A 22,125-nucleotide genomic window follows, 5' to 3' on the forward strand; every position below is an offset into this window, starting at 1 on the left:
TCAGAATTAATGTGCGTTTTATTCTTTTTATGGATGTTATTTAGCAAAGGCCTGCTTAAGCGCGGCGATGTGTTCCGGCCCGATCCCGCAACATCCCCCGACCATGGTGGCACCCTGCGCCACCCAGTCTTTCGCGAAATCCAGGTATCCGGCAGGATCGGTGTCCTGACGCATTTTGCTCAGCCCTTCATTGGCACCGCGCTGATTATCGGAAGGTTCGAAGGCATTGGCATACACGCCGATATCAAGCGCAGATCCCTGCGCCGTCAGTGCGGCACGCGCGGTTTTCACCGCCGTGGCCATCACTTCAGGCCGGCTGCAATTGAACAGCACCGCACCGGCAGAAATCCGTAATGCGCCGTTTACGGCATCATCAACTGATTCGCCGGAGCGCAGCAGCGCATTGCCATTTTCATCAAGATTGTCCTGCAAGGTAAAAGACAGCCACAGCGGACGCGGGTCATCGCCGAGCACCTCACGCACGGCTTCGACTTCCGCCACAGAGCTTTGCGTTTCGGCCAGCCAGACATCGACGCTGTCCGTCAGATTATTCAACAGCACTTGCAGTAATTTTTTGGCTGCCACCGGTTCGAACAGATCCGGACGATAAGACCCGAGAACCGGAGGAAGTGAACCCGCGACCAGCACATCAGCCGGTGCAGCATCCGCTGCTTCCCGCGCCAGCTTGCCGGAAAGCGCAATCAGCGCCGCGCCCTGCTCCACAAAAACATCTTCACTAATATGGAACGGCACCACGGCGTAACTGTTGGTGGTGATGACCTGAGAACCGGCAGCAATAAAAGCATCGTGAGCGGCTCGCACAAATTCCGGAGCCTCCATCAGTGCCAGCGCAGACCATTCAGGCTGACGAAAAGGAGCGCCCATCCGGGCCAGTTCGCGCCCCATGCCGCCGTCGAGGATTTTAACGTTACTGAACATTGTGTCACCGCCGTTGTATTTTTCTTAGCCGAATCAAACGTTAATCCGGCAGGTGGTGACACTCTACAAAACGAACGTTTAGATGTCTAGATTTCTTAATGGCTAAAAGGTGGGTTTTTAATGGCAAAGTGGTCTCACTCGCCGTGAAGGCTGGATCGAGAATATTTCGGTTTCTTAACAACGGTTATCACGTAGCCTTTCGTGCCGAAACCGCCCAAGAGAGGGAAGTGCTTTCCCTCTCTTGGATCTCTCCCCGCTTTTACAACCAGCGCTACCGCTCGCTGGCTATGTTTCAGCAACCGCAATGACAGGCTGGAAATCTTGCCGCTGCGCGGTGCCTTCTCTCGGTCCTGAAGCCTGAGGTCTTCAGGCCGCTCCGTTCAGCAAGATTTCTGAATCGCCCGCACGATCTTAAATTCAACAACAGAGTGTTTTATCTTTGCTCCTCCCCCCGCCTGTAATATTTATTTACAGCAGTAAACCCAATGCGTATTATTCTCATTCGCTTTATTAACCATGCTCATTTTATCTTCTCCAGCCCTTGTTACGGGGGATCCTGGCGGGGTTTGCTCATGCTGATAAAGCCGTATTCATAAAAAAATGCAGTGGCTTAAAAAATAAGAAAATAACCGTGTGGAGAATACTTATGTCTAATTTTACAGGGAATTACGCCGTCAGGAGTGTTAAGGAAAATCCTCAAAATAATTCAGGAAAGAAACTTTCACTTTCCATCATTGCCCTGCTTGTTTCATCTTCATTGCATAGTGCTTATGCAGCAGAAGCCAGCGCAAAAAAAACCGCTGAAGACACGGTTGTCGTCACCGGTCAGAACGACACCAGCGCGGCAGATACCTCAGCCACCGATTACAGTGTTCCGGTCACCACTGCGGGCACAAAAATGGCCCTGACGGCGCGCGATATTCCGCAATCCGTCAGTATCATCAGCAAGCAACGTATGCAGGATCAGCAACTGCAATCTCTGGGTGATGTGCTGAGAAACACCACCGGTATTCAGGAAAGCGTCTCGGATCTCGACCGCCGTACTTATTACGCGCGTGGCTTTCTGATCGACAACTACATGGTCGATAACATTCCGACCACCTTCGACCCGCGCTGGGATCTGGGTGATTCCCAGTCTGACACGGCGATTTATGAACGTATCGAAGTGGTGCGCGGTGCAACCGGTCTGATGACCGGCCCCGGCAACCCGTCAGCATCCGTCAATCAGGTGCGTAAACACGCCGACAGCAAAGAATTCACCGGCAATGTTTCTGCTACTTACGGTAGCTGGAATAAACAACGTTACGTGGCAGATTTATCCACACCGCTGAACGAATCCGGCAGCGTACGTGGCCGCCTGATCACCGGTTATCAGGACAAAAACAGCTACGTTGAACGCTACGGCGCCACCAAAAAATTCGTCTATGCCACCGTGGATGCCGACCTCACCGATTCCACCCTGCTTTCCGCAGGCTACGAATTCCAGCAAACCAACACCGACAGCCCGACCTGGGGCGGTATGCCGCGCTGGTATCTGGACGGCAGCAAAACCGATTATCGTCGCGGCTTTAACTCCGCACCGGACTGGGCGTACAGCGATAAAGAAACGACTAAGCTGTTCACCACCCTGAAGCAGTCGTTCGATAACGGCTGGCAGGCCACGCTGAATGGCACCCATACCGAATCCCGTATCGACAGTAAGATGATGTATATCGACGGGACATTCGATAAAACCACCGGCGTCGGCGAATCCGCTTATGCCGGTTATCCGGTGGTGGCGGGAACCGGTTATAACACCGGTAAACGTAAAGTCGATGGTGTAGATGCCTTTGCCAGCGGCCCGTATGAACTGTTTGGCCGTCAGCATGAACTGATGACCGGTGTGAGCTACAGCAAACAGCAGAACACCTATTACAGTTCATTTGCCAATATCTCAACCGAAGAACTGGGCAATTTTAACGATTTCAACGGTCAGTTCCCTGAAACTGACTGGGGTCCGCGCGCGCTGGCGGAAGAAAATGTTATCCGTCAGAAATCGGCTTACGTGGCTACGCGTCTTTCACTGGCGGATCCGCTGCACCTGATCGTTGGCGCACGCTACACCAACTGGAATTCTCACACGCTCACCGACCAGATCGAGAAGAACAACATCACGCCGTACGCAGGTCTGGTGTTCGACATCAACGATACCTGGTCGACCTATGCGAGCTACACCTCAGTGTTCCAGCCGCAAACTTACCGCGATATCAACGGCGGCTACCTTTCACCGGTCATCGGCAAAAACTACGAAGCGGGCGTAAAATCTGACTGGTTTAACAGCCGTCTGACCGCGTCGGTTTCTATCTTCCGCGCGGAGCTGGATAACGTGGCACAAAGCACCGGCCGCATTATTCCTGGCACAACCGATACCGCCTATGAAGGCAAAAACGGCACCGTCAGCCGCGGCGTGGAATTTGAAGTGAACGGCGCGCTGACCGATAACTGGCAGATGACGTTCGGCGGTACCCGTTACATTGCAGAAGATGAAAATAGCGATGCAGTTAATCCGCAACTGCCGCGCACCCAGCTAAAACTGTTCTCCAGCTACCGTCTGCCGATGTTGCAGGATCTGACCGTCGGCGGTGGCGTGAACTGGCAGACCCACGTCTGGGATACCGTTCCGGGGCCAAGCGGCAACGGCACCCGTTATGCTGAACAAGGCAGCTACGCGCTGGTTAACCTGTTCAGTCGTTATCAGGTCACCAGACAACTGGCGGTGCAGGCCAACGTGAATAATCTGTTTGACAAAGAATATGACACCAGCGTGAACCAGTATGTGGTCTACGGCGAACCAAGGAATGTGTCGGTGACGGCGAGCTATAGTTTCTGATTTGCTGAGGCCGCAGCAATAATTCAAATGCAGAATGTTTTTCTGTTTGCTCCTCCCCCTGCGAAGGGGGAGGTTGGGAGGGGGTTTTAATGGCTAATTCTTTGTAAAAGCACACTTTAACTATTGGATTTTGACCTTAATACCCCACCCCAACCCTCCCCTTCGCAGGGGAGGGAGCTGACTGAGATTTGCCTGACCAGCAGACAAAAGGTCAAAGCCGTATTTTTCTTTCACCTCCACATGAAAACAAGTCAGTCAAATCACTTAACATCACCCAAACAAACCATTACATATTCCGCATACATTTTCGTGCTTTTATAAAGTACCATTAACATCATGAACACCATTCCACATCCCCCTGTCTTCGACGGTCATAACGACCTGTTACTGCGCCTGTGGCTGCATGATGCAGCAGATCCTGCTGCCCTGTTTCTTGATGGCTCACTGGAAGGACATCTCGATCTCAGGCGTTGTCGCCTCGGTGGCTTCGCGGGTGGCTTATTTGCCATTTTCGTACCACCTGCTTCGTATATGCCACAACTGAAGCCAAATTCTCCGGCTGTGCCTCATGACGCGTTAGCCATCACACAGGCACAGATTTCACTGCTGGAACGTATCGAAACACAGTCATCCGGGCGGGCAAAAATCTGCCGGACGGTCGCCGAAATTGAGCAGTGTATCGCTCACGACGTGCTGGCAATGGTGATGCATATTGAAGGCGCGGAAGCGCTGGGAGATGACTTCTCGCGGCTGGAACTCTGGTATGAAAAAGGGCTGCGCAGCATCGGCCCACTGTGGAATTTACCCAATCAGTTTGGGACCGGCGTGAAAGGCGATTTTCCGGGTTCGCCGGATACCGGTGAGGGCCTGACGCCCGCCGGGCTTGGATTGCTGCGTGAGTGTAACCGGAAAAGGATCTTGTTCGATGTCTCGCACATGAACGAAAGGGCCTTCTGGCAGACGGCAAAATTCAGCGATGCACCGCTGGTTGCCACCCATTCCAATGTGCATGCGCTATGCCCGCAACCGCGCAACCTGACCGATAAACAACTGGCTGCCATTGCGGAAAGCGACGGCTTTGTTGGCGTTAATTTCGGCACAGCGTTTCTGCGGGCGGATGGAAAACGTAACGGTGACACCCCAATCACCGAAATTGTTAAACATCTTGATAACCTTCTTGGTAAACTGGGCGAAGAAAATGTCGGTTTTGGTTCGGATTTCGACGGCATCAATGTGCCGGATGTCCTCGGCGATGTCGCCGGATTGCCGTTACTGATTCAGGCCATGTCTGATGCGGGTTACGGCGACGTATTGATCGAAAAAATCGCCTGCCGTAACTGGCTGAAAGTATTAAAGCAAACGTGGGGTGAATAGTTTTTCATCCGGCATTTTGCGCTAATCCCTGTGGCTTACAGGGCAATATCGGTTTGAGCTCATCGCAACATTTTCTTAGCCAAACCAGCGATATTTGACAATAAGCCGATCACCTGCCGCAATTAAAACGGCAGTGAACTTAAAACTGTAATCACCAAGAGGACGTAATTATGTGGACTAAACCTTCTTTCGAAGACCTGCGTTTAGGCTTAGAAGTGACGCTGTACATTTCTAACCGCTAAGCCCTTGTGCCCACGGTTAACTGTGGGCATCTTCCTTCCTTTTCCCCCTGGTTCTCACATGCAGATTATCGTACTTGGTTCCGCGGCAGGCGGCGGCTTCCCTCAGTGGAACTGCAATTGCCGCAACTGTCAGGGCGTTCGCAACGGCACCATGAAAACCTCTCCGCGGACCCAGTCGTCAATTGCCGTCAGCGACAATGGCACCGACTGGGTGCTGTGTAACGCCTCACCGGACATTTGCCACCAGATTGCCGCCACGCCGGAACTGATAAAACACGACGTTTTACGCGGTACCGCCATCGGCTCCATCATCCTGACCGACAGCCAGATTGATCACTGCACCGGCCTGCTGAATTTACGCGAAGGCTGTCCGCATCAGGTGTGGTGCACGCCGGAAGTGCATGAAGATCTCACCACCGGCTTCCCGATTTTCACCATGCTTTCGCACTGGAATGGCGGCCTGCAACACCACGCTATCGGGCCGGAGAAGCGCTTCTCCGTGGCCGTGTGCCCGAATCTGAAATTCACGGCCATTCCGCTGCTGAGTAACGCGCCGCCTTATTCGAAATACCGCGGCAAACCGCTCCCCGGCCACAATATCGCGCTGTTTATTGAAGACACGAAAACCGGCACCTCGCTGCTGTACGCACCGGGTCTGGGCGAGCCAGATGATGAACTGCTGAAGTGGCTGCATAAAGCTGATTGCCTGCTGATTGACGGCACGCTGTGGCAGGACAACGAGCTGGCGACCACCGGCGTCGGCCGCAATACCGGCAAGGACATGGGCCATCTGGCCCTTGCCGAAGAACAAGGGCTGATTGCCCTGCTGTCTTCCCTTCCGGCAGAACGCAAAATTCTCATCCATATTAATAATACCAACCCGATCCTCAATGAAGCCTCTGCCGAGCGGCAGGCACTGACGCAGCAAAACATCGAAGTCAGCTGGGACGGGATGCGCATCGAACTTTAGGTAAAACGATTATGACGACATCTTCAAACCGGACGTCACCGATGACGCCGGAAGCTTTTGAACAGGCGCTGCGGGCCAAAGGCGCGTTTTATCACATCCATCATCCGTACCATATTGCGATGCACAATGGTCAGGCGACGCGTGAGCAAATTCAGGGCTGGGTAGCGAACCGGTTCTATTATCAGACCAGCATTCCGCTGAAAGACGCGGCCATTATGGCCAATTGCCCGGATGCGCAAACCCGACGCAAATGGGTGCAGCGTATTCTCGATCACGACGGATACGGCGGCAGTGAAGGCGGTATCGAAGCCTGGCTGCGACTGGGGGAAGCGGTCGGTCTGGATCGTGATGTGCTGCTTTCAGAAGAAAGGGTGTTACCGGGTGTGCGTTTTGCGGTCGATGCTTACGTTAACTTTGCCCGCCGCGCCGTCTGGCAGGAAGCGGCATGCAGCTCGCTGACTGAACTGTTCGCCCCGCAAATCCATCAGGCGCGTCTCGATACCTGGCCGCAGCATTACAAATGGATTGAGGAAGAAGGTTACGGTTACTTCCGCAGCCGCCTGAGTCAGGCGAATCGCGACGTGGAACACGGCCTGCAACTGGCGCTGGAATACTGCGATACCGTCGAAAAACAGCAGCGCATGCTGGAAATCCTGCAATTCAAACTCGACATTCTGTGGAGCATGCTCGATGCCATGAGCATGGCTTACGAACTGAACCGCCCGCCGTACCACAGCGTGACGCAACAGGCGGTCTGGCATAAAGGACGACTTCTGTGATCACCATTACCGAACACTACACGCCGATGTTCCGTCGCGGCTACCGCATGCAGTTTGAGAAAACGCAGGACTGCCACGTGATTCTGTATCCGGAAGGGATGGCGAAACTTAACGACAGCGCGACCTTCATTTTGCAACTGGTCGACGGCGAGCGGACGATTGCCAATATCATCGATGAGCTGAATGCCCGCTTCCCGGAAGCCGGTGGCGTGAATGATGACGTCAAAGATTTCTTCGCTCAGGCCCATGCTCAAAAGTGGATTACCTTCCGTGAACCTGCTTAAACCTGCGGTCAAACCACCGTTGTGGCTGCTGGCCGAACTGACCTACCGCTGCCCGTTGCAATGTCCGTATTGCTCGAACCCGCTTGATTTCGCCAAACAGGAAAAAGAGCTGACCACCGCACAGTGGATCAAAGTGTTCGAAGAAGCGCGGGAAATGGGTGCAGTGCAAATCGGTTTCTCCGGCGGCGAGCCATTGGTGCGTAAAGATTTGCCTGAGCTTATCCGCGCTGCCCGCGATCTCGGTTTTTACACCAACCTGATCACGTCCGGTATCGGGCTGACCGAGAAGAAAATCGATGCGTTTGCCGAAGCCGGACTGGATCATATCCAGATCAGTTTTCAGGCCAGCGATGAAACGCTGAACGCCGCACTGGCGGGTAACGCCAAAGCCTTCCGGCAAAAACTGGAGATGGCAAAAGCGGTGAAAGCCCACGGTTATCCGATGGTGCTGAACTTCGTGCTGCACCGCCATAACATCGACCAGATCGACAAGATTATCGACCTGAGTATCGAGCTGGAAGCCGATGACGTTGAACTGGCGACCTGTCAGTTTTACGGCTGGGCGCAGCTTAACCGCGAAGGACTATTGCCGACCCGCGAGCAGATCGCCCGCGCCGAAAATGTGGTGCATCAGTATCGCGAGAAAATGGCGGGCACCGGTAATCTGGCCAACCTGCTGTTTGTGACGCCCGATTATTACGAAGAACGTCCGAAAGGCTGCATGGGCGGCTGGGGAGCGATATTCCTCAGTGTGACGCCGGAAGGCATGGCGCTGCCGTGCCACAGCGCGCGTCAGTTGCCGGTCGAATTCCCGTCTGTACTGGAAAATACCTTGCAGGAAATCTGGTACGACTCGTTCGGCTTTAACAAATACCGCGGCTTCGACTGGATGCCGGAACCCTGCCGTTCCTGTTCTGAAAAAGAGAAAGACTTCGGCGGCTGCCGCTGTCAGGCGTTTATGCTCACCGGCAACGCCGACAACGCCGATCCGGTGTGCTCCAAATCCGAACATCATGGCAAAATTGTGGCAGCTCGCGAACAGGCCAACTGCACCAACATTCAGATCAATCAGTTGCAGTTCCGCAACCGCGCGAACTCGCAGTTGATTTTTAAAGGCTGAGGGTCTGATGCTGCCAGCCGTACACACCCTGACACTGGCTAACGGATTGCGGGTCAATATTCTTCATGACCCGCAGGCCTCGCGTGCTGCCGCACTCATTCATTTGGATGCCGGAAGTCATCACGAACCGCCCGCGTTTCCCGGTCTGGCGCACCTGTTCGAGCACGTCGTGTTTGCCGGAAGCCGTGAGTTTCAGGGTGATGAACGGCTGATGATGTGGGCGCAGGCGGAAGGGGCGCGACTCAACGCCAGCACGCACGCCACCTCGACGGCGTGGTTTTTCGATATGACACCGGCAAAGTTTGCAGACGGTCTGGCGCGTCTGACGGACATGCTGGCGCAACCTTTGCTGGCAACGAAGGCCGTGCAGCAGGAAGTGGCGGTGATCGACGCCGAATACCGCATGCTGACCGGTCATGCGGATTCCCTTTGTAATGCGGCGCTGAGTCTGGCCTTTGCGGCTCCGGCACAACTGCATGATTTTCACGTCGGTAACCGTACCGCTTTCGGTGAGGATATTTCCGCTCTGCAACAGGCAATGACGGACTATCATCAGCAATTCTTCACCGCAGGGCAGCTCACGTTGTGGTTACAGGGGCCGCAATCTGTCGCTGAACTGACCACGCTGGCAGAGCGTTACGGCAATGCCTTTGTTGCCTGCAACGGTTCTCAGCCAGCGCCTGCTCAGCCTCTGGTATTGCGCGACGAACGCCATCTGCAATTGCGTCTTGACGGGTCACCACGACTGCGTTTTTCGTTCCCGGTCACGCCCTCGCCCGCGCTGACGTTATTGCGTCAGCTCCTGGCGGATGAAGCACCGGGCAGTTTGCTGGATCAACTTCGAACCCAGGCGCTGGCAGACAGCGTGCAGGTTTCGCTGCCGTACGCATCCGACAGTGACGCTATTCTCAGTATTGAATTTCTCGTCTGCAATACCACGCCTGCTTTACGAGCACGTGTGGAAACACTGTTCTGCCACTGGCTGCAACAGATTCATGCTTTAGGCACCGGGCATTTGCAACATTACATTGCCCTCGCGCATTGCGATTTCAGCCGCCTGACGCCGTTGGATCAACTGCGCGCCCGCACCCTGGATTTCCCGCCCGCCGCGCATAACGGCTGGCAGATATTGCTCAGCGAGTTAAAGCCGGAAAACATGACGCGGCTGTGGATTGCGCCGGATGTGTCTGGTCAAAACACCCCGGTAAAAGGCTTCACCCTGCCGGTCAGTTTTAAAGAATGGCAATCACAATGTGACAACGTCACGAAATCACCTTTTAGGTTTTACCTCCCGTCCGCCGGAATCACGCTTAAAACAGGGGAAAGCATCCTGACCACCGGTGCCCCGCTGACCTTACTTCAGGCGTGTATCGCCCGCGCCAGCCTGCGCGCCCTTTGCGCGCAATCTGCCCATGCAGGTCATTCTCTGGTGTTTACCTGTGCGCAGGGCAACGGATTATTACAACTTAGCGGCTCTCAGGCATGGGCGACGCGCACGCTCGCCACGGCGCTCGAACTGCTGCGCGCGCCTTCTCCCGCCGCGCTGGCACAAGGCAAACGGCTGTTTGAGCAGGAACAGCATCAGCTGGCATCGGATATCGCGATACGCACCCTGCTGGCAAAACTGCCGGAAGTGGTCAGCAGCTCGTCAGGCGGAGTGCATGAATTCACGACCGCCGGAGACGATGCTGCGGTATTGCTATTCTGTCCGCTGGCGGAAAACACCGCTGAATGCCTGGCCGCCACGCAGATTTTAGCGTCGTTCCTCGAACCCAAATTCTTCCAGCAATTGCGCGTCGAAAAAAATGTCGGATACGTAGTGAGTTGCCGTTTCCATCAGACCGCCCGCCAGTCCGGCATTTTGTTTGCATTACAATCGCCGACGTATAGCGCAGAAACACTGCTGGGGTTTATCCATACGTTTATCGCGCAGATCCCGGCCATCATTGACGGCATTACCCCGGAGACACTGGAAGAAAAGCGCTGCGTGTTGCGGGAATCGCTTAGCGCGCGGCCCGCTGACAGGCTGGAAGCGGCGAGGCAGCAATGGTTAAGGGAGTTTGCCTTTGCGCCCCCCGTGAATGAGATGGTCATCGCGGGCGTAACTGGGGAACAACTGGCTGCCTGTCTGGGAACACCGGACAACGCCTTCCCCTGCGAAGGGGAGGGTTGGGGTATTACAAAAAAATCAAGAAGTTGATGTCTGCTTTGGCCATCGTTTCGTCCTTAAAACCCCTCCCGGCCTCCGCAGGGGGAGGAGTAAAAACTCTTCCTCGTCTACACTATCCACGAAGACGACGTTAAGGAAAACCATGCAAAAAACCACTCACACGCGGCAAGACACAGCGTTTAACGCCCTGCTGGATCACTATAAAAAAGCCTCACTGCGCATCAGCGCTATCTGGTTGCTGCTCGCCAATCTTGGTTTTGTGCTTTTTTTATTCGGACGTCATCAGTTCAGGGTATTACTGGATCCGAACGCCGACGTGGCGGTTTCCGGTCCGGTTCTGGATAATTTAGCCCTGATTTTCCTGGTATTTTTTATCATTCTTTTGCCCGTGCTGCGCTTCATACGCTCACGTACGCCCGCGATGATACTGGCGTTTCTGGTCGGTTTATTCTGGGCCGTGGTGTTCCATTTCATGCTGGCCAGTGACACGCAGCAACAACTGGTCTTCCCGCTGTTCTGTATGCTGATTTTTACGGCGCTGATTGCGCTGTACCCGACCATGCCGATCCTTTACAGCTTCACATTACCGCTGTGGTTTTCATTATTTTTTCATCTGGTTCTGCTGAAAGCGGATATTCCGATTCTGGAAATCGCTGCGATGATTGTCGTCAGCGCCCTGTTTGAAAGCGCGCGTATTATGCTCAGCCGCTGGTTTGTCCTTTCTGTCAGGCGGGAATGCGACAACCAGTTGCTGGTCAGCAAGCTGGATAATCTGGCGCATTATGATCCGCTGACGGGCGTAGCGAACCGCCGCCAGCTTGATAATCAGCTTGAACAACTGATTGCGCAAACGGAACGTCAGGGCGGCACCTTTTCCCTGATCATGATTGACGTGGATTATTTCAAAAAATACAACGACCATTACGGCCATCAGGCCGGAGATACTTGTCTGGTGGGCATCGCGGAGTGTTTTAAACAGGTCGTAAGACAACCGGCCGATCTGGTGGCCCGTTATGGCGGTGAGGAGTTTGTGATCCTGCTGCACAGCGCCACCGCGAATGATGCGGAGGTCGTCGCGGAACGCATCAGGCAAAGCGTAACGCAGGCGGCTATCCCGCACGCCTTATCACAGGTGGCAGACACGGTGACGGTCAGCCAGGGCATTATGCAATGGTCGCCGGGCATGACTTCGCTGGAATTACTCAAACGTGCCGACGGTGCGCTGTATGACGCCAAACATGCGGGCAGAAACGGCTATTGCCTGGGGTAATGAAACAGGGCGTGGCTTCAAACGGAAGTTGCGCCCTCTGCATTTTACAAGGTCGCGCGATGCACCTGATTCCGTCCGTAAACCAGCGAATCGCCACTGATATCAGCAATGGATTTCGCCCCGGTCAATGTCATCGCTACCCGCATTTCTTTTTCGATCAGGTTCAGCAGATTAATGACCCCGGCCTCGCCCGCCGCCGCCAGCGCATACACAAACGCCCTGCCCAGCAGCACGCTGTCTGCACCGAGCGCAATCATGCGGACCACGTCCAGACCGGTGCGAATGCCGGAATCGGCGAGAATGGTGATGTCACCTTTCACCGCGTCTGCAATAGCCGGCAGTGCGTGGGCGGTGGACAACACACCGTCAAGCTGACGGCCGCCGTGGTTGGAGACCACAATGCCATCAGCACCAAATTTCACCGCGTCTTTTGCATCTTCCGAATCCAGAATCCCTTTGATAATCATCGGGCCTTTCCAGAACTCACGGATCCATTCCAGATCTTTCCATGAAATCGACGGGTCGAAGTTTGCGCCCAGCCAGCCGATATAATCCTCCAGCGTGGTGGGTTTGCCGCGATAAGCGGAAACATTACCCAGATCATGCGGTTTGCCATTCAGCCCCACATCCCAGGCCCATTGCGGATGCATGACCGCCTGCAACATGCGGCGTGCAGCGGCGTTTGGACCGCTCATGCCGGAATGCGCATCGCGATAACGTGCGCCGGGCGTCGGCATATCCACGGTAAACACCAGTGTTTTAACCCCCGCCGCCTGCGCGCGTTCCAGCGCATTGCGCATGAAACCCCGGTCTTTCAACACATAAAGCTGGAACCACATCGGCCGGTCGATGGCCGGTGCAACCTCTTCAATCGGACAGACAGAGACGGTGGAAAGCGTGAAAGGAATGCCTTTTTTTGCCGCCGCGCGGGCAGCCTGCACTTCGCCGCGTCGCGCGTACATACCGGTCAGACCGACCGGTGCCAGCACGACGGGCATCGCCAGTTTTTCGCCAAACAGTTGTGTCTCAAGACTGAGATCGGACATGTTTTTGAGGATGCGCTGACGCAAGGCGATGTCGGCCAGATCGGCGGTATTACGTCTGAGTGTATGCTCGTTGTAAGCGCCGCCGTCGATGTAATGAAACAGGAATGGCGGCAGTTTACTTTTTGCCGCGGCGCGATAGTCCGTTGATGCAGAAATGATCATGATGTTTTCTCGTTATCTTGCGCTCTTTTGATTGGCGCTGTAGGGGTGTCAAAAGTGTAGCTGATAAACACAACCTGAGAGAAAACAATGGCAACGAAAAACCATATTTTTACGCGGCAGAGCATGGGAGTAGAAAGAAGGAGAAATCTTGAAAATGCGCGGCGGGTTTAATCTCGCCGCATTGATGATGTCCACGGATTCATCATTTATCGGGTTTGTTCAGATGCCAGTGTAAAAGCCTGACGATCACCTGATACAAAATAACTGTGATAACAGGACAAATAATAAATAGCGTCAATCCGATAAAGCCTTCAACGTCTGGTTCTCCAAATAACGCGGCTGTGTCATTCCAGAAGATATATTGTTCTTTAGTCACCGGGGATGAAGGGTGAAAGTACCTGCGCCAGCAATTCGGGTGTCATCACCTCTTCCGGCGTGCCCTGCGCGATAATTTTGCCCGCCGCCATCATCACCAGATAATCACAATAGCGGCTGGCCTGATTCAAATCGTGCAGCACCGCCACCCGCGTTTTCCCCTGCTGATTCTGACTGCGCAGCAGGTTCATCAGCTCAACCTGATGGCTGATATCAAGATAGGTGGTCGGCTCGTCGAGCAGCATCAGCGATGTCAGCAAACGTGCTCTATTTCCCCTTGAACCAGACCATAAGAGAGATTTATGTTTTTCGGGCTGGCAATCGGCTATAACTTTCTGAGAAAGAAATATATATTTTTACCCTGCAGATGACGCCATTAATGATATTAATGGCGGTTCCTGTGCCAGCGCACTTATTTTTCGACAATCTCTTTTACGTCACCCTGATGAACCTGGTGAACACTGCCATCAGTATCTTTATAAGAGATCAGACCGGTATCTTTGTCTTTCACCGGCTTGCCATGTGTTGTAATCATATGCCCGTCATTGGTTGAAATGACATAGTCACTGGAACAGGCACTGACAGCAAACATGATGCCCATAACAGCCACTACGCTTAATACTTTTTTCATCATAACTCCTGTTGAATTTTAACGCTAAACATCCGAAAAACACGCTATCAGGCTAATAAATATATCATTATTTTCTAACCATCCACTTTCGCATAAGCGTATTCTGATGGCTCATGTTATGCGTTAATACTGTCCTTAAATACAACGCTTTGACAACGGGATGCTGAAAAATAAGGATGATGTTAATATTTTAACATCCTGATAAAGAATTTTTTATGCGTACATTACGCAGAATCCATGCGCATATTTTCTAATTTTAAATTGTTGGCGCTCGTACCGGAACGCGATAATATTCATTATCGGGCGTCCGCAGAGGTATATGCGCAGCAATATCATCATGCCCGGTAAAAGAGAGAATCAATAACCGGAATAGCTCTAATGAAAAATGAGATGAGAATAACTATGCTCAGGAAACCAATATTACTCACGCTGATATTTCTGATATCAGCATGTGCGGGTGAAAAGAATTTTTCAGTGGATTATATTAATAATCATCCCTGGGACATTGCTTATTGTTTACGTCAGAACCTGAATCAAAAAGGCTATCAAACCGGAACACCCGAAAATGATGCAGCCAATATAATGAAAGAAATGACCGTAAGTAAAAATGGAGAAACAGCGGGTATCTACTGGATTGATAAAGCCACTGTGGGGTCTATTGGCCGCTCAGTAAGTACACATAACGTTCAGGACTGGGCGTATCGGGATATGGATGCCGTGTTGCATCAATGTAAGTCAGAACTGGATCAGTAATCCTTTTTAACTTGATACAGATCATCTAAAACGCGGGTTAGGTTTGATCGAATGATAATCATTATCGTTTAATGCTCGGGAATGATTGATTCTTCAGGAGAAGAAGAACCCTATGAGCTTAGACCTCTCGCGTTTTTATGCCGCTGATCAGGGACTGCCATTTCCCGACCGGCGGGCAGTGATGCCATGGCGACCTCAGCAGCCCGTCGCCCCGCAGGATGTCCCTGCACAGTGGCAGGCGCTCTGCATGCGCACACTTGCGGCCAATAAGCGCCTGGTCTATCTGCATATCCCTTTTTGTGCCACGCACTGCACATTCTGCGGGTTCTACCAGAACAAGCTGGAAGCGCAAGCCACAGAACAATACTGCGATTATCTGATCCGCGAAATTGAGCAGGAAGCCGGTTCGCCGCTGCATCAGTCCGCCCCTGTCCACGCCGTGTACTTTGGTGGCGGCACGCCGACCGCGCTCAGCGCGAAACAACTGCACCGGATTATCACCACGCTGCGCCGCAGTTTACCCCTGGCGCCGGACTGCGAAATCACCGTCGAAGGACGTATTCTTAACTTTGATGATGAACGGATTGATGCCTGTCTGGATGCCGGTGCGAACCGCTTTTCCATCGGTATTCAGACCTTTGACACGCGCATCCGCCAGCGAATGGGGCGCCGCGCGAACCGTGACGAAGCCATCAGTTTCCTGCGTAAACTCGGCGAACGTGACCGGGCTGCCGTGGTCTGCGACCTGATGTTCGGATTGCCGGAGCAGACGCCTGAGAGCTGGCGGGAAGATTTGCAGATTATCCGCGACCTGCCGCTGGATGGCGTTGATCTTTATGCGCTGAACCTGCTGCCTTCCACGCCGCTGGGCAAAGCGGTCGGGAATAAACGCACTACACTGCCGGATGTCAGCATGCGCCGCGATTTTTATCTCGAAGGCGAGGCGTTTCTGGCGCGTGATGCCTGGCATCAGATCAGTAACAGTCACTGGGCGCGCAACACCCGCGAGCGCAATCTCTACAATTTGCTGATCAAAAAAGGCGCGGATTGTCTGGCCTTTGGCAGCGGGGCGGGCGGCAATCTGGAGGGTCAGTCGTATATGACGGCGCGCAGTCTGGAAGCGTATTACCAGCAACTGGACGCCGGGTTGAAACCTATCATGATGATGACAGCGTCAACGACCCGCGAGCACCGCTGGCGGCTGGATTTGCAGGGCGGCATCGAAGCGGGCCGTTATGATCTCAGCCGTATTGTTGAAGACCCCTTCCCGCTTGAACCCCTGTTGCAACAATGGCAACAGTGCGGCCTGATGCACAGCGAAGGCCCGCGCTTTAATCTCACGCCTGCCGGGCGGTTCTGGGCCAGCAATATGTTGCAGGCCTTACAAACACTGATCCCTCAACTGACCTTACGGAATGACGCACATGCACACGGATAACCTTCAGTCCCTGATCGACTTTTTAGCCACGCAACCCGACGGCACTGTCGAAGATATCGCCCGGGAATATGCCATCACGCCGCTGGAGGTGATCCGCAATCTGCCGGGAAGTTCTCTGTTTGCAGGCACACATTTTGATGCGGTCTGGGACAACATCACGGCATGGGGCGAGGTGACGACGCTGGTGAATAACGAGGATCTGATCCTTGAATTCCACGGTGAATTGCCGACCGGCACGCATCGTCACGGCTACTTTAATTTGCGCGGTAAACACGGAATGAGCGGCCATATCCGTGCCACACACTGCCAGCATATTGCCCTGGTTGAACGGCCATTTATGGGAATGAGCACAGCAAGTGTCTGGTTTTTAAACGCTTGCGGTTATGCCATGCTCAAGGTTTTCGTCGGGCGCGACAGCCATCGCCAGCTTCTTGCCGATCAGCTGAATGCTTTTCGTGCCCTTCCCGCCATGCTGGCTGAGAGAGAGAAACAACCTTGAATACTTTGCTGATTTTTGGCGCAGGCAGCGGTGTCGGCGCAGAACTGGTTAAGCTCACGGCGCAGGATCGCCCGGTAGTGGCACTGATCCGCAACCCTGAACAAGCCGCAGTATTGCGTGAACAGGGCGTGACCGTCATTGAAGGCGATGCACTCAATTCCGCAGATGTATTGCAGGCCTGCCAGATGGCCGGTCCGGACGCGCAAATCGTGTCAACGCTGGGTGGCAAACTTGCCGATTACACTGCCAACCGGCTGATCATTGATACCGCAGAACAAGCCGGCATCCGCCAGATGTTGCTGGTGACGTCTATCGGTTGCGGCGACAGTTGGCCAACGTTATCCGCACGGGCAAAACAGGCGTTCGGCCAGGCGGTTCGTGAGAAATCACTGGCGGAAAGCTGGCTGCAAACCAGCTCGCTCGAAGGATGTATCCTTCGTCCCGGTGGCCTGATGAACGGTGAGGCGACCGGCAAAGCGCACCTGATCCAAACCGAAGCTCACGGCCGCGTGCGCAGGAGTGATGTCGCCCTGCACATCCAGCAACTGCTGGCCTCAGGCGATGGCTGGGGCAAAGTGTTTGCGCTGTGTGATTCAATGCTGGAAGGAGAACGGTTCTGAATTAAATGCCCCGGAAACGGGGTATTTCGCCCCCTGACATGTTATTCAGAAATTTTAACCAATATCAGCAAATCACTTCGCTATTCATTCTAATCCCACGGCGTTATTCTTCTTCTCATCGAAGGCACATGGCCTTCCCCAAACAAACATTGAGAAGGAATGACATCATGAAATCTATCAAAACTTTCGTTGTTGCTGCTGCACTCGCCACGGTTTCTTTCGGTAGCTTCGCCGCTGAAATCGGCACTGTATCTGCTTCTGGCAATACATTAGAGGGCCTGGAATCCACCTTCGCAGCTAAAGCCGCTGCCGCCGGTGCAACCTCTTATAAAATCATCGAAGCCGGTGGTCAGAACCGTCTTCACGGCACTGCCGTGTTGTACAAATGATTTGCTGAAGTCCTGAGATAAAAACAAAAGCCGCTCCTTTTACAGAGCGGCTTTGTCATTGGGGTAAAAAACATAATGAGTGGTATATCACTCATTATTGCTTTAAAAAACCTTTAATGAGTTATTTAGGTAACATTAAATGGACTCTCATTGGATAATGAGTAATATACCACTCATACACTAATGGGAGCCCATATGGAATTTTTAACGTTACAAGCTTTCCTCAATAATACCTGGGTTGATATTGCTAACATCACTTTTCCCGGCAGTGAGCAGAATAACTATCGTCTGACCGAACTGAATTATCATTCGGATTACGCTATTGATAACCTTGATCGTGACGATAACCATGCCGCATCGTTGAATCACCCCGTCTCTTTGTTTTTTGATGGTGACGATGAGCGGGGTTGGCTGAAGTTTCTTGATGATATTATTCCCAGCGGTTCAAGTCGCCGCTATTGGGCAAACTATCTCGATCTCGAAGGACTGACAGCCGATCAGCAAAATTTCATTTTGCTCAAACATGGCACCTTGTCCCCTGTTGGCAATCTGCGCATAAAAGAATCATTACCGGAATATAATCCGCTGGCTGAAAAACTTTTCTTCACTATAGAAGATGTTAAAAACCGGGCGGGTGACTTTCTGGACTACGCACAACAACGCGGTGCGGCTGCCGGTGGCGCGACAGGCGCCGGGGGCGAAGCACCAAAGCTGTTGCTGCGTTGTAGTCAGGAACAGCAAATCTGGATTGATACCTACCAGAATGACACTGCCAACCGGGACATTCCCTATTTGGTCAAATATCCCCGTGGCGCAAGAACAGAGGTAGACTGCAATATTCTTCGGGCAGAATTCTATTTCTACCATGAGCTTGAAGCCATGGGGTTTGACACGATCCCGACGCAAAACATGCGGCTGGAAGAAGGGCTGACTTATCCGTCACTCTGGCTTCCGCGTTTTGATATTTCTTTTGAAGAGGAAGGACTTATCAGACGTTTCGGAATGGAATCAGTCTATTCACTCCTGCGCAAAGCGCCCGGTGTGACGCTGTATCATGAAGAAACCCTCCGTGCACTGATCGATAAGATTTCACACAGTCATATGGTGACAGAACAAGGTTTTGATTTTGATATCCCGGGGTTTGTGACTGAATGGGTACGACGAGATCTGCTCAATATTATTTTTGGTAACAGCGATAATCATGGGCGTAACACCTCTTTCCTGAAAGATGAACGCAGCATCCGGCTTGCACCAATCTACGATTTTGCGCCGATGAAAGCCGATCCGGAAGGTATTGCCAGAACGACGAAATGGAAGGCTCCGTTGGAAATCGGCGGTGAATACGATTATCCCGGCATTGCACAATCACTCGATGATCTTGTCCCGGCAGAAACATTACTTTCGGCACTTAAAAACACGTCACATCAACTGTCGGGACTGAAAGAGCGGCTGGAAGCCCGTGGCATACCGCAGCAAATTTTGAACATGCCCGCGATAAGTTTCAGTTTTATTCCTGAAAAGTTACGCCGCTGGGGGTTGTTATGAAAGAACCAGAGATTGCCGCAAACTCTGCGAGAAATACCATTGATAAAATACGGGCTAAACAAAATGAGGCGAATCATGTGCGGCGTGACGCCGGACAAATGCTGGCTCAGGAAGAAACATCTTCCACGGGAAAAAAACAAGCCCAGCGAAGAGTGTCGAACCTGACGAAACCCGTCAGCACCAATGACCGAAATCAAGCCCGGCTCGACATCATGCGGGCGTTACTTTTGGGTGAAATCACGCAGGGACAAGCACTAAAAGCACTGAGGATTACGGTGCTGGGGTTAAAACAAGACGCCTTTGGGAAACTAGTGACAGTGTCACGTAAGACGCTATCAGAAGTGGAAAATGATAAGGGAAATTACACGCCTGACATCATCAACAAACTGTTTAGACCATTTGGCCTGAAAGTCGGGCTGGTGCCGGTTTCTCAGCAGATATTCAGGACTCTCTTTGAGCGCAGTGAGTAAGATGTAAAAAAAGCCGCTCCTTTTACAGAGCGGCTTTGTCATGTTCCGCGTTGCCGCTTCTATCCTTTCGTCGCTACTTTCAGCAAAATTACGCCTGAAAAAATCAGCAGGACGGCGATGACGCGCAGCGGATTAAGGCTTTCGCCAAACATCACAACACCGAGAATGAAAGCGCCGATGGCACCGATGCCTACCCAGACGGTGTAAGACGTGCCGAGGGGCAGCGTTTTCATGGAAATCGCCAGCAAAACGACGCTGAGTATCATGAAGAAGACCGTAAGCATACTGGGAATGAGACGGGTGAAACCGTGAGATTCTTTCATCGCGGTCGACCAGACCACTTCGAAAATACCGGCGAAAAGCAGATAAACCCAGGCCATAAAATGTCCTTAAAACACGCAAGGTCGTCCCTGCATCAGTATGGCTGAGTCTCTGGTCGTCCAGTCAGCATGAAGAGTGGGGATTATAGTTCACTCTTTCCTGACTTTACAAAATCTACGCCTCGGGCAAAAAAGAATCTTTTTCAGTGTGCAGGGTAATAATGGCCGGACGGAAAAGTTTCCCCTTCTGTTCGATTTCAAAGCTGCGGAAGTGACGGCTCTCACCCACTTCAGATCCCGGCATCAGCGCCGCACCGACCAGACCGTCGCGGAACATCTCGATCACCATCCGGGGTTCGGACACTTTCATGATCACATTCACGTCTTTCACTTCTTCATACAGTCGGTTGAGCAGCACTTCATACGTCCCCTCGCCGCCCATGCGGTGCAGCATCACCAACGGGAAACCGGAGAGATCAGCAAAAGAAAGCGTACGTTCCGGCAGCGTGCTCGCCAGTTCGCCGGACACCACCGCGACCAGTTTTATCGGCTCGAATTCACGCACGTAGAAAGAACGCACGTCGGCGGGCGTCTGGATCATCGCCATATCCAGCGTTTTGTTCATCACCAGCTCTTCCAGACTGGTCGATTCGGACACTAAAATGTTCGGATCCCAGTCCGGGTTTTTGCGGTACAGCTCGAGAAAAACGGTGTTGAAATAGCGCAGATAAAGGTAAGAAACGCCGATACGCACCGGGCGTTTTTTTTGCGAGGCGATATCGATGGCTTGTCTGGTGACGCTGTTAACCTGATTGAGGATGTCGCTGGTTTTGCGATACAGAAAGCGTCCGGCTTCAGTGAGTACCATTTGTTTGCTGGTGCGGATAAACAGCGGCGAACCGATTTCTTCTTCCAGCTCATGCAGGCGTTTTCCGAGCGGAGGCTGTGCGATATTCAGCACTTTCGCCGCTTTGCTGATCGAGCCCTGCTCAGCGATGGTACAGAAATAGCGCATTCTTTTGAGATCCATCTTTCTTTCCCTTCCTGTCAGTCTGGCCGCGTGACGTCCAGTATACAAAAAGCCACTTCACGGGGAAGTGGCTTGTGCGGACATCCGTCAGTGGATAAACAGGCTCCAGTAGTGGGAAATGGGCATGACCAGAATTAACGCCGGTAATAAATTTCCTACTGCGATAGATTTAATTCCGCTGATGCGAAAACCGGCCGCCAGCATAATAAAACCGCCTGCTGCGGTGAAATCACCCATCATTTCAGCATTGGTCAGCGGCAAAATAGACACCGCTGCCGAGGCGATAAGAAACTGCACAATCCACTGCGGAATAAAAATCAGTGCAACGGCATAACCCAGCACCGTAGCAAAAATCGCAGCTGTGAATAAATCCATGATGGCTTTTACGAACAGGATGTTCGGATCATGCGTCATGCCTTCGGTCATCGCCCCGATAATCCCGGTGCCACTGGCGCAAAACAGCACAATAATCGCCACGAATTTCTCGGTAAAAACGTTATGGTCCATGCCGGTATCCGGCGCAAATTTCGAAGCGATACCGCGTGCCATATTCCCAAGACGGGCAATATAGCGTTCGAGATAAAACAGTTCTCCGATAGCCGCACCGAGGATCACCGATAAAATCACTACCGGCATGCTGTGCATTTTCACCAGCAGTACGACGCCAAGCGCCATCGAGCACAAACCGAAGGTCTGGGGCAGCGAGGTTCGCAAGCGCTCTGGCATTTTTACGCCAAGAAAGCCCCCTAACAGGCCGCCAAGAATAATGGCACCGCTGTTAACAATAGGTCCAATTAACATGTTAACTCCACAAATTTGAGGTATTTCGC

Annotated in this window: 22 protein-coding genes and 1 pseudogene; 16 read left to right on the forward strand and 7 right to left on the reverse strand. The window is 52.7% G+C overall.

The window, feature by feature from the left end:
- Nucleotides 1-36: 36 nt before the first annotated feature.
- Entirely contained in the window at nt 37-939 is a 903-nt protein-coding gene (locus ABIC79_RS14625; protein ID WP_112151426.1) for a homocysteine S-methyltransferase family protein, read from the reverse strand.
- A 646-nt stretch (nt 940-1,585) separates the two neighbouring features.
- Between ABIC79_RS14625 and fhuE the strand changes: the two genes are divergently transcribed.
- The 9 genes from fhuE to ABIC79_RS14670 all read left to right on the forward strand — a co-directional run bounded on the left by fhuE (nt 1,586) and on the right by ABIC79_RS14670 (nt 12,017).
- Complete coding sequence (fhuE, locus tag ABIC79_RS14630) at nt 1,586-3,808, forward strand: ferric-rhodotorulic acid/ferric-coprogen receptor FhuE (RefSeq protein ID WP_354567605.1); 2,223 nt, start codon at nt 1,586-1,588, stop codon at nt 3,806-3,808.
- 336 nt (nt 3,809-4,144) lie between these two features.
- Nucleotides 4,145-5,182, forward strand: a complete 1,038-nt coding sequence (locus tag ABIC79_RS14635) for a dipeptidase (protein ID WP_014416661.1) — start codon at nt 4,145-4,147, stop codon at nt 5,180-5,182.
- A 170-nt stretch (nt 5,183-5,352) separates the two neighbouring features.
- Nucleotides 5,353-5,424: a pyrroloquinoline quinone precursor peptide PqqA gene (gene pqqA, locus ABIC79_RS14640; protein ID WP_013578120.1), complete on the forward strand. Its 72-nt coding sequence runs from the start codon at nt 5,353-5,355 to the stop codon at nt 5,422-5,424.
- A gap of 58 nt (nt 5,425-5,482) precedes the next feature.
- The gene (pqqB, locus tag ABIC79_RS14645; RefSeq protein WP_014416660.1) at nt 5,483-6,394 is read left to right on the forward strand and encodes a pyrroloquinoline quinone biosynthesis protein PqqB; all 912 of its coding nucleotides are present in this window, start codon (nt 5,483-5,485) and stop codon (nt 6,392-6,394) included.
- Between the two features lie 11 nt (nt 6,395-6,405).
- Nucleotides 6,406-7,173: a pyrroloquinoline-quinone synthase PqqC gene (gene pqqC / locus ABIC79_RS14650; protein WP_037032804.1), complete on the forward strand. Its 768-nt coding sequence runs from the start codon at nt 6,406-6,408 to the stop codon at nt 7,171-7,173.
- 26 nt (nt 7,174-7,199) lie between these two features.
- Nucleotides 7,200-7,457 (forward strand): pyrroloquinoline quinone biosynthesis peptide chaperone PqqD, encoded by a 258-nt coding sequence (pqqD, locus tag ABIC79_RS14655; protein ID WP_037033221.1) that lies wholly within the window; start codon nt 7,200-7,202, stop codon nt 7,455-7,457.
- Entirely contained in the window at nt 7,444-8,577 is a 1,134-nt protein-coding gene (pqqE, locus tag ABIC79_RS14660; protein WP_373689690.1) for a pyrroloquinoline quinone biosynthesis protein PqqE, read from the forward strand. Before pqqD ends, pqqE begins: the two co-directional genes overlap by 14 nt.
- Before the next feature lie 7 nt (nt 8,578-8,584).
- Nucleotides 8,585-10,777, forward strand: coding sequence for a pyrroloquinoline quinone biosynthesis protein PqqF (pqqF, locus tag ABIC79_RS14665; protein WP_121019891.1), 2,193 nt, complete (start codon nt 8,585-8,587; stop codon nt 10,775-10,777).
- Nucleotides 10,778-10,889: 112 nt separating this feature from the next.
- Complete coding sequence (locus ABIC79_RS14670) at nt 10,890-12,017, forward strand: sensor domain-containing diguanylate cyclase (RefSeq protein WP_241917388.1); 1,128 nt, start codon at nt 10,890-10,892, stop codon at nt 12,015-12,017.
- Nucleotides 12,018-12,061: 44 nt separating this feature from the next.
- On the opposite strand, the gene lldD is transcribed toward ABIC79_RS14670, so the two are convergent.
- The 3 genes and pseudogenes from lldD to ABIC79_RS14685 form a co-directional block, all read right to left on the reverse strand.
- Nucleotides 12,062-13,225 carry an FMN-dependent L-lactate dehydrogenase LldD gene (gene lldD / locus ABIC79_RS14675; protein ID WP_354567609.1) on the reverse strand — a complete coding sequence of 388 codons (1,164 nt, stop codon included), beginning with the start codon at nt 13,223-13,225 and terminating at the stop codon, nt 12,062-12,064.
- 368 nt (nt 13,226-13,593) lie between these two features.
- Nucleotides 13,594-13,887, reverse strand: a pseudogene (locus ABIC79_RS14680) (ferric citrate ABC transporter ATP-binding protein FecE); the annotation flags it as partial.
- 125 nt (nt 13,888-14,012) lie between these two features.
- A complete protein-coding gene (locus ABIC79_RS14685; protein WP_013578112.1) occupies nt 14,013-14,231 on the reverse strand; it encodes a YgdI/YgdR family lipoprotein in 219 nt (72 codons plus the stop codon).
- Nucleotides 14,232-14,609: 378 nt separating this feature from the next.
- Here ABIC79_RS14685 and ABIC79_RS14690 point away from each other — a divergent pair, with 378 nt between their 5' ends.
- The 7 genes from ABIC79_RS14690 (at nt 14,610) to ABIC79_RS14720 (ending at nt 19,945) form a co-directional block, all read left to right on the forward strand.
- Nucleotides 14,610-14,984 (forward strand): hypothetical protein, encoded by a 375-nt coding sequence (locus tag ABIC79_RS14690; RefSeq protein ID WP_013578111.1) that lies wholly within the window; start codon nt 14,610-14,612, stop codon nt 14,982-14,984.
- Nucleotides 14,985-15,096: 112 nt separating this feature from the next.
- On the forward strand, nt 15,097-16,422 hold the full coding sequence (hutW, locus tag ABIC79_RS14695; protein ID WP_166860982.1) for a heme anaerobic degradation radical SAM methyltransferase ChuW/HutW: 1,326 nt from the start codon (nt 15,097-15,099) through the stop codon (nt 16,420-16,422).
- Nucleotides 16,409-16,921, forward strand: coding sequence for a heme utilization cystosolic carrier protein HutX (gene hutX, locus ABIC79_RS14700; protein ID WP_404814850.1), 513 nt, complete (start codon nt 16,409-16,411; stop codon nt 16,919-16,921). The genes hutW and hutX overlap by 14 nt, the downstream gene beginning before the upstream one ends.
- Nucleotides 16,918-17,541, forward strand: coding sequence for an NAD(P)H-binding protein (locus tag ABIC79_RS14705; protein WP_121019888.1), 624 nt, complete (start codon nt 16,918-16,920; stop codon nt 17,539-17,541). The genes hutX and ABIC79_RS14705 overlap by 4 nt, the downstream gene beginning before the upstream one ends.
- A gap of 167 nt (nt 17,542-17,708) precedes the next feature.
- Complete coding sequence (locus ABIC79_RS14710) at nt 17,709-17,930, forward strand: YdgH/BhsA/McbA-like domain containing protein (RefSeq protein ID WP_014416648.1); 222 nt, start codon at nt 17,709-17,711, stop codon at nt 17,928-17,930.
- Nucleotides 17,931-18,125: 195 nt separating this feature from the next.
- Nucleotides 18,126-19,475 (forward strand): type II toxin-antitoxin system HipA family toxin, encoded by a 1,350-nt coding sequence (locus ABIC79_RS14715; protein WP_013578107.1) that lies wholly within the window; start codon nt 18,126-18,128, stop codon nt 19,473-19,475.
- A complete protein-coding gene (locus tag ABIC79_RS14720) occupies nt 19,472-19,945 on the forward strand; it encodes a helix-turn-helix transcriptional regulator (RefSeq protein ID WP_013578106.1) in 474 nt (157 codons plus the stop codon). The genes ABIC79_RS14715 and ABIC79_RS14720 overlap by 4 nt, the downstream gene beginning before the upstream one ends.
- Nucleotides 19,946-20,004: 59 nt before the next feature.
- Here ABIC79_RS14720 and ABIC79_RS14725 read toward each other — a convergent pair whose 3' ends face one another.
- The 3 genes from ABIC79_RS14725 to ABIC79_RS14735 all read right to left on the reverse strand — a co-directional run bounded on the left by ABIC79_RS14725 (nt 20,005) and on the right by ABIC79_RS14735 (nt 22,096).
- Complete coding sequence (locus ABIC79_RS14725; protein WP_013578105.1) at nt 20,005-20,325, reverse strand: DMT family transporter; 321 nt, start codon at nt 20,323-20,325, stop codon at nt 20,005-20,007.
- Between the two features lie 115 nt (nt 20,326-20,440).
- Complete coding sequence (locus ABIC79_RS14730; protein WP_014416647.1) at nt 20,441-21,295, reverse strand: LysR family transcriptional regulator; 855 nt, start codon at nt 21,293-21,295, stop codon at nt 20,441-20,443.
- 87 nt (nt 21,296-21,382) lie between these two features.
- The gene (locus ABIC79_RS14735) at nt 21,383-22,096 is read right to left on the reverse strand and encodes a DUF554 domain-containing protein (protein ID WP_112151437.1); all 714 of its coding nucleotides are present in this window, start codon (nt 22,094-22,096) and stop codon (nt 21,383-21,385) included.
- Between the last annotated feature and the right edge of the window lie 29 nt (nt 22,097-22,125).

This window comes from Rahnella sp. 2050 (genome assembly GCF_040544515.1).
Lineage (GTDB): Bacteria > Pseudomonadota > Gammaproteobacteria > Enterobacterales > Enterobacteriaceae > Rahnella > Rahnella aceris.

Excerpts from the sequence above, each read along its gene's own strand:
- hutX (WP_404814850.1), top strand. The coding sequence starts at position 16,409 with ATGCACACGGATAACCTTCAGTCCCTGATCGACTTTTTAGCCACGCAA.
- ABIC79_RS14725 (WP_013578105.1), bottom strand. The coding sequence starts at position 20,325 with ATGGCCTGGGTTTATCTGCTTTTCGCCGGTATTTTCGAAGTGGTCTGG.
- lldD (WP_354567609.1), bottom strand. The coding sequence starts at position 13,225 with ATGATCATTTCTGCATCAACGGACTATCGCGCCGCGGCAAAAAGTAAA.
- ABIC79_RS14710 (WP_014416648.1), top strand. The coding sequence starts at position 17,709 with ATGAAATCTATCAAAACTTTCGTTGTTGCTGCTGCACTCGCCACGGTT.
- ABIC79_RS14730 (WP_014416647.1), bottom strand. The coding sequence starts at position 21,295 with ATGGATCTCAAAAGAATGCGCTATTTCTGTACCATCGCTGAGCAGGGC.
- pqqB (WP_014416660.1), top strand. The coding sequence starts at position 5,483 with ATGCAGATTATCGTACTTGGTTCCGCGGCAGGCGGCGGCTTCCCTCAG.
- pqqF (WP_121019891.1), top strand. The coding sequence starts at position 8,585 with ATGCTGCCAGCCGTACACACCCTGACACTGGCTAACGGATTGCGGGTC.
- ABIC79_RS14720 (WP_013578106.1), top strand. The coding sequence starts at position 19,472 with ATGAAAGAACCAGAGATTGCCGCAAACTCTGCGAGAAATACCATTGAT.
- ABIC79_RS14685 (WP_013578112.1), bottom strand. The coding sequence starts at position 14,231 with ATGAAAAAAGTATTAAGCGTAGTGGCTGTTATGGGCATCATGTTTGCT.
- ABIC79_RS14635 (WP_014416661.1), top strand. The coding sequence starts at position 4,145 with ATGAACACCATTCCACATCCCCCTGTCTTCGACGGTCATAACGACCTG.
- ABIC79_RS14715 (WP_013578107.1), top strand. The coding sequence starts at position 18,126 with ATGGAATTTTTAACGTTACAAGCTTTCCTCAATAATACCTGGGTTGAT.
- ABIC79_RS14625 (WP_112151426.1), bottom strand. The coding sequence starts at position 939 with ATGTTCAGTAACGTTAAAATCCTCGACGGCGGCATGGGGCGCGAACTG.
- ABIC79_RS14735 (WP_112151437.1), bottom strand. The coding sequence starts at position 22,096 with ATGTTAATTGGACCTATTGTTAACAGCGGTGCCATTATTCTTGGCGGC.
- pqqD (WP_037033221.1), top strand. The coding sequence starts at position 7,200 with ATGTTCCGTCGCGGCTACCGCATGCAGTTTGAGAAAACGCAGGACTGC.
- hutW (WP_166860982.1), top strand. The coding sequence starts at position 15,097 with ATGAGCTTAGACCTCTCGCGTTTTTATGCCGCTGATCAGGGACTGCCA.
- fhuE (WP_354567605.1), top strand. The coding sequence starts at position 1,586 with ATGTCTAATTTTACAGGGAATTACGCCGTCAGGAGTGTTAAGGAAAAT.
- ABIC79_RS14670 (WP_241917388.1), top strand. The coding sequence starts at position 10,890 with ATGCAAAAAACCACTCACACGCGGCAAGACACAGCGTTTAACGCCCTG.
- pqqC (WP_037032804.1), top strand. The coding sequence starts at position 6,406 with ATGACGACATCTTCAAACCGGACGTCACCGATGACGCCGGAAGCTTTT.
- ABIC79_RS14690 (WP_013578111.1), top strand. The coding sequence starts at position 14,610 with ATGAAAAATGAGATGAGAATAACTATGCTCAGGAAACCAATATTACTC.